Source organism: Okeania sp. SIO2B9 (assembly GCF_010672505.1).
Taxonomy (GTDB): domain Bacteria; phylum Cyanobacteriota; class Cyanobacteriia; order Cyanobacteriales; family Microcoleaceae; genus Okeania; species Okeania hirsuta.
Map to the genome: position 1 here is coordinate 1 of NZ_JAAHGK010000257.1, position 7,074 is coordinate 7,074.

A 7,074-nucleotide genomic window follows, 5' to 3' on the forward strand; every position below is an offset into this window, starting at 1 on the left:
GACAAAGAAAATACCCAATCAGGAATTTCTTTGTCTAAGAGTCAGTTACAACTTTTCTTAGGAATTTTATGGTCAACAGATGGTACGGACGTTGCATACAACATCCGTACAAACAAAACAATTGGGTATACAGAATATAACTCTACCTCAGAAGTTTTAGTCAGACAAATCCAACATTTACTTCTACGTTTAGGTATAGTTTCTCTGTTCAATATTAAGAAGATAAAATATCAAGGTAAACCTTATCTTTCTTATCGAGTTCAAATTACAGGACGTGAGGATATGCTCAAGTTTTGTGAATTGATAGAACCATATTTAAGTAGTTACAAAAAGCAACTTTGTGAAAGTTGTTATTTAGTTATTCAAGATATAGAATTTCTCAGACTTATAAGGTGTGGTTCTTTTTCTTCTTTCCTATTTTCTGGAACCAGAATTACTAATTCCTACTCCCTACTCTCTACTCCCTACTCCCTAAGAGAAAAAAATCAATCTAAACATTGTCTACCTCCAGAAATTATTACCCTAATTGCAGAAGCTAAAAAAGCTAGTGGAATGACTTGGACAGAAATAGATAAAGCTGTCGGAGTATGTCGTGGCACTATGTCGTCAGGTTTAAATTTTCAAAATACTCCAACTAGGAATTTATCCCGTCATAAAGTTAATAGATTTGCGACAGCTTTTGCAGATGAAAAATTAAAATCCATTGCTAATTCTGAGGTTTTTTGGGATGAGATTACTTCTATAGAATATATTGGCAAAGAAGAAGTTTTTGATTTGACAATTTCCGAAACTCATAACTTTATTGCCAATGATTTTATAGTTCACAATTGCATGGGTAAAAAGAAAGTTTCAGAAATGGAAAAGCATCGAGAAATATTTATTGATGGTGCGACTCAAAGAGGTGTTCATTCTGCAGTGGCAGAAGATTTGTTTGAACAAATGATTAAATTCGCTGAATATTGTTTGGCTTATGAGACAGAAATTATGACTGTAGAATATGGCGCTATTCCTATTGGTAAAATTGTAGAAGAACAGATTGAATGTACTGTCTATACGGTAGATAAAAATGGATATATTTATACACAACCAATCGCTCAATGGCATAATCGAGGTATGCAGGAAGTTTATGAATATAGTCTGGAAGATGGAACAGTAATTCGGGCAACACCAGAACATAAGTTTATGACTGAAGATGGTCAAATGCTGCCTATTGATGAAATTTTTGAGCGTAATTTAGATTTGAAATGTTTAAGGAGTCTAGCAGAATGGGAATTTCCTATCGTCAGTTAAAACCTCAATTGAAGCAACAGATTATTTAGGCATTTCATTACCCCCTGAAATGCCAAGAAATTCTAGATTTTCTCTGGGATTACAAAAAAGCAAAAATAGAACAGATTTTAAGGAGTTATCGTCGTGGTTAAAATTGTTTCTCGCAAGCTGGCAAAAACAGAAAATGTTTATGATATTGGAGTAGCTAAAGACCATAATTTTGTCTTAGCAAATGGGTTAGTTGCCTCTAACTGTTTTAACAAATCTCATTCCACAGCTTATGCTTATGTAGCTTATCAAACTGCTTATTTAAAAGCTAATTATCCAGTCGAATATATGGCAGCTTTACTAACTGCTAATAGTGGCGATCAAGATAAAGTACAAAAATATATTGCTAATTGTCATAAATTTAATATCGAAGTCGAACCGCCGAATATTAATAAGTCAGAAGTAGATTTTACTCCCTTGCCAAAAGTAGCGACAGGAGAAACAAAAGATAAAATTTTATTTGGATTATCCGCAGTAAAAAATGTAGGTGAAGGAGCAATAGAAGCAATTTTAGAAGCAAGAAAAGAAGGGGAAGAATTTAAGTCTTTAGCCGATCTATGTGACAGAGTTAATCTTAATGCTCTGAATAGTCGTACTTTAGAATCTTTAATTAAATGTGGAGCTTTCGATAAAATTCAATCAAACCGTCACCAATTAATCAAAGATTTAGAAGGTGTAATGAAATGGGCGCAAGATAGAAATAAAGACCGGGATATAGGGCAATTAAGTTTATTTGATGTGGCAGAAAAAACAATGCCTGCTTTTGATTCTGCTCCTAAATCTTCCACTGTTTCAGATTTTCCAGCTAAAGAAAAATTGCAGTATGAAAAAGAAATTATAGGATTTTATGTATCCGACCATCCTCTCAAATATGCACAGGAGCAAAATAAAATTTCGGATGCTATTTCTATTGCTGAAATGAAGGAAAAAAAATCTAAGTCAGTTATAAAATTATTGGTAATGTTAGCTGGAATTAAACCTCATATTACAAAAAAAGGCGATCGCATGGCATTTCTGCAAGTAGAAGATATGACTGGGCAGGTAGATGCAGTAGTTTTTCCGAAAATATATGAAGAAATTAAAAATTTACTAATAGAAAGTTCTCTTTTAGTCTTGACTGGAAAAGTTGATAAGAAGGATGATGAAAATCAGTTATTAGTAGATGGTGCAGACAAATTAGAAAAGGTAATGGCAGATGCAGTAGAACAACATGAAAAACCAGTGACAGAATTAGATAATTATCAAAATGAATCGAGAAATGAAGAGATAGAAATTAACCAACCTATTGTAGAAGTAGAAAAACCAATAGAGCAATTAGAAAGTCAAAAAAATCCTCCGAAAAAAGACCCTGAATTATTAATAACTGAAAATGGTTCTGCGAAACAAAGACAAATAATTATCTTACAAATACCAGTAAATATTATTCCTGAAAATGATTCTTTATTTGAACAAATTAAAGCCATTCTTGAAGAACAATCTTCTGGTGATCTGGAAAAAGCAAAGGTAGCAATAGGAGCATTAATATCTGATGGAAAACAACAACATTTAGTACAGTTTGGTCGGCAATTTTGGGTTGAAGATGAAGAGACAACTATTCGTCGTTTTCATGATGTAGGGTTTAAAGTTCAGATATCTAGTTGGGAAGCTTTTGCTTCTAAATAATAGTAACTAGGGCTTGCTGATTAAATTTCAAAGCATTGAATGGTATTAGTTTTAGCCTTTTTGGAGCGAAAAAAGTGAGCTTGTTTTTGGCATAAAAACTTCAAAAAGTTAGTATTGAGGGCAAAAAAAGCAGAACAATCTGCGGACAACTCTTCTTCCTACCTCCTCTATAATTCCCATTCCTCCTGTCTCCTGTCTCCTGTCTCCTACCCCTACTAAAAGACTTTTGATCACAAACCCTAAATATAGTTATAACAAACCTGGTTTATAAAGTTTATCAAAGAGATTTATAATTTTTCCGATTCTCTATAATAGTAATTTGGAAAAAGAATGTTATTAATAATAAGGACAGTTAAAAGACACGTCCAGGAGATTTTCCTTGGACTGAAAATGTAAATTAAGACCTAATAATATCATGTCCGTTAGTATCATTTGTGTAAAAGCTAGGGAAATATCTAACCTCATGTTAAAATTTACCGAATAATTAAGGTTTAAAGCCTCTCCTTTAAAGGATAAAAAAGAAAAAATTATTCTTTTAGTCAATCCTCTTCTTTTCAAGGAGAGGTAATTATTCATTATTCATTATTCATTATTCATTATTCATTATTCATTGTTGAACCTCTTCCTTCTTACTTCTGCTATCAATAACCAACCACCTTAATAATCCTCTCCTTTGCCCCCAACTTCACCAACCGATTCCCCCTATCATCCTGTCCATAAACTTTAACAGAATCCACCATCATTCCACATACTTTTCCTTCAGTTGTTAACATCTGAGCTACTACATCCGACCTACTAACAACAATTCCTGCCAAAACATCAGTTTGTCTCGTAAACTGAAAAGCATTCTGACCAATACCACCACGATTAGCAACTCGCAACGAACCAATAGCAATACGCTTTCCATAACCCTGTTCAGAAACTAAAAATAAATTGCTTTCTCCATCCAAAGTCACACAACCTACCAACTCCTCTTGCTTTCTTAATCTTGTTGCTTGAGACCCCTGTGCAGTACGTCCCATTAAAGGTAACTGTTCCTCATCTATTTCTAATCTTAATAATCTCCCCCCAGAAGTTGCCAAAACTACTTGTTCCCCTACCTGAGCTAAATTAGCATAACGTAATTCATCCTCTTCCTTTAGTTTAATTACTGTTATACCGCGATTTGTAATATCACTTAAATCAGACAAAGGTAAACGCTTAATTTTACCATTTTGAGTCAACATGATTAAATCCTTATTTTCTTCAGCTTCCTGTAAAACAAATTGAGCAATAATAAACTCCTGACGAGCATCCGTCATTTCTTTAGTTGCTGACAGTGATAATAATGTTACTAAAGGTACACCCTTATATTCATGTCGTGTTGTCGAACGATTAGAACCAGAAGGAATATCATTTACTTTCAGAGGATAAGCTTTACCACTACGAGTCAATACCACTAAAGTTTGGTCTGTAGTTGCCTCAATAATATTAATAGTAAAATCATCATTATTTTCAATAATAATATTAGATTTTTTATCAATTTGATGCTTCTCAAATTCTTTAGCAAGTAATCGTCTTACATATCCTCGGTGAGTAAATTCTATAACAACCTCTTCAGTCGGTGGTGGAGCAGCTTCCAAAGTCAAAAATTGTGATTCAACAGCTGTACCTTTTGATTTTCTACCTCTACCTTTAGCTTCCTTATTTGTTTCTTGACTACCAATTTCTACATTACTTTTCTGTTGAGAAACAGAAGCATTTGATTCCGCTTGAACAATAATTCTAGTACGTCTAGGATCGCCATACTTGCGTTTTAGAGTCCGTAATTCTTTTTTCAGCGATCTTAGAAGTAAACGGCGATCGCTCAATAAACCCTGTAACTCTTGTATTTTCCCCCTAAGTTGCTCATATTCCTCCTCCAATTTTTGTCTTTCCAAACCAGTCAGTCTGCGCATTGGCATTGCCAGAATAGCATCAGCTTGATTTTCGCTTAAACCCAAACTTTCTTGAAAACTAACCTTAGCACTACTACCATCAGGAGCATTTCTGAGAATATCAATCGTAGTATCCAAATCTGTTAAAGCTTTGAGCAAACCCTCAACTATATGACACCTACCTTGAGCTATTTCCAAATCATTGCTGTAGCGACGAGTTAAAGTTTGTTCCCTAAAACTAATAAACTCCTGTAAAAAATCTCGTAGAGATAACTGTCGTGGTTGCGCATCAACCAAAGCCAACATAATAGCACCAAACTTTGAAAGTAAATCAGTATGCTGATAGAGGTGGTGAAGTACAACACTAGGATCAGCTTCACGTTTTAGCTCAATTACAACCCTAATACCAGAGCGATCGCTTTCATCTCGCAAATCAGAAATACCCTCTATTTTACCCGCATTAACCAAATCTGCAGTTTTTTCAATCCAACCCGCCTTATTAACCTGGTAAGGCAACTCTGTCACCACAATAGCCCTTTTTGTGCGACGCCCACGAGCTGTAGGAACTTCCTCAATAGTGGCCACTCCCCTGATAGGAATACTACCTCTACCTTTAGTATAAGCATCAATAATTCCGTCAGTACTAACAATTTCCCCACCAGTAGGAAAATCAGGCCCAGGAATCAATCGAAATAACTTTTCATCAGAAAGATTAGGATTATCAATTAAAGCAATAAGGCCATCTACTACTTCTCCCAAATTATGTGGCGGAACATTAGTCGCCATTCCCACTGCAATACCAGAAGAGCCATTAAGTAATAAAAAAGGTAATTGTGCCGGTAATACAGTAGGTTCTTGCTGAGAACCATCAAAGTTGTTGGTATAGTCAACTATAGCTTCACCAATTTGGGTAAGTAAACCTTCATTACTAATAGATGCCAAACGACTTTCTGTATAGCGCATAGCAGCAGCAGGGTCATTATCGATAGAGCCAAAGTTACCATGTCCATCTATTAATGGATAACGACTGGAAAAGTCTTGAATCATCCGTACCATGGCATCATAAACAGCTTGGTCGCCGTGAGGATGATATTTTCCCAGAACATCTCCGACTACCCTGGCACATTTACGAAATGGTCTGTCTGGGGCGAGACCAAGTTCATGCATAGCATATAGAATTCGACGATGCACTGGCTTTTGTCCATCTCTGACATCTGGCAAAGCTCTACCAATAATCACACTCATGGCGTATTCAAGATATGATTGCTGCATTTCGATGTGCAGCGCTGCAGTAACGACTTGTCCGGAGAGTAGATTTAATTGTTTGGCCATGAGTTGCTATTTAGATTACTATTTATAAAAAATGACAAAGCACAATTGAGAGGCTAAGTCCAAATATTATGACAATTTAAGATTTTCAGCATGAAATACCTAAATTTTCTCAAAAGTAACAAGTGTTACCCAATTTAATATGCGCATCAGTTTACTAATTGGAGTGTATTGAAGAATGTTTTGTTCTAATTAAGGCAAAGTAAATTTAATATTTTTACAGATCCTGACAGTAGTAACTTTTTTCTCTATTTTTTTTAATGTACACAAGATTTTTTGGAGATCGTAGCTAACACACCTCAAATCTTTTGACCATAGTTGATGATAGGAATAATTATTTATATTTGATTGAGCACAAACTTAGGTTAAAGCTTAAAATATTACCTACTTAGCCAACTAATACTTTGAAAGCTATGCAGATCGAAAATATCTGCTATGTCACTTTAGGTAGTCGTACAACTACATGAGGGTAAAGTATGTTAACCTCTATTATGCTGAAGGAATTGAAATCTTACCTCGATAAGTATGTATGATTATTGATGTTTTAGATTCCTGCATTGGAGCTGCTAAAAGTAGTATTTCTAGATTACTTTCGTGATCATCATAGCAGTCAGAAGAAAATAAGCTCTTAATCTTTATACAAATAAGATTGGACTATTAAGCTTCTTCCTGGTTAGGTAGACGTCCAAAAACTCATAGATAACCATTAGAAAAATTTAAAACAATAGCTATTTAGTTAGTTTAGTAAGTGATTATGGAATTTTTAATCGATTAAACTGAAGCTAGTTAAACTAAGTTGGCATTCCCTATCTATAAAAAAATTTAGTCTAAACTTTATAATGGGGTTTTT

General features: G+C 34.6%; 4 protein-coding genes. 2 read left to right on the forward strand and 2 right to left on the reverse strand.

Annotation, left to right across the window (positions count from 1 at the left end; all coding sequences use genetic code 11):
- Window positions 1-1,290: LAGLIDADG family homing endonuclease (locus tag F6K13_RS11490; protein WP_287287416.1), on the forward strand; the 1,290-nt coding region annotated here is incomplete at its 5' end.
- A gap of 123 nt (window positions 1,291-1,413) precedes the next feature.
- Window positions 1,414-2,979: an OB-fold nucleic acid binding domain-containing protein gene (locus tag F6K13_RS11495; protein WP_124145044.1), complete on the forward strand. Its 1,566-nt coding sequence runs from the start codon at window positions 1,414-1,416 to the stop codon at window positions 2,977-2,979.
- Window positions 2,980-3,087: 108 nt separating this feature from the next.
- Here the strand turns inward: F6K13_RS11495 and F6K13_RS11500 are convergent, their stop codons facing one another.
- A complete protein-coding gene (locus F6K13_RS11500) occupies window positions 3,088-3,213 on the reverse strand; it encodes a hypothetical protein (protein WP_275670377.1) in 126 nt (41 codons plus the stop codon).
- 407 nt (window positions 3,214-3,620) lie between these two features.
- Window positions 3,621-6,227 carry a DNA topoisomerase (ATP-hydrolyzing) subunit A gene (locus F6K13_RS11505; RefSeq protein ID WP_124145043.1) on the reverse strand — a complete coding sequence of 869 codons (2,607 nt, stop codon included), beginning with the start codon at window positions 6,225-6,227 and terminating at the stop codon, window positions 3,621-3,623.
- Between the last annotated feature and the right edge of the window lie 847 nt (window positions 6,228-7,074).

Excerpts from the sequence above, each read along its gene's own strand:
- F6K13_RS11505 (WP_124145043.1), bottom strand. The coding sequence starts at position 6,227 with ATGGCCAAACAATTAAATCTACTCTCCGGACAAGTCGTTACTGCAGCG.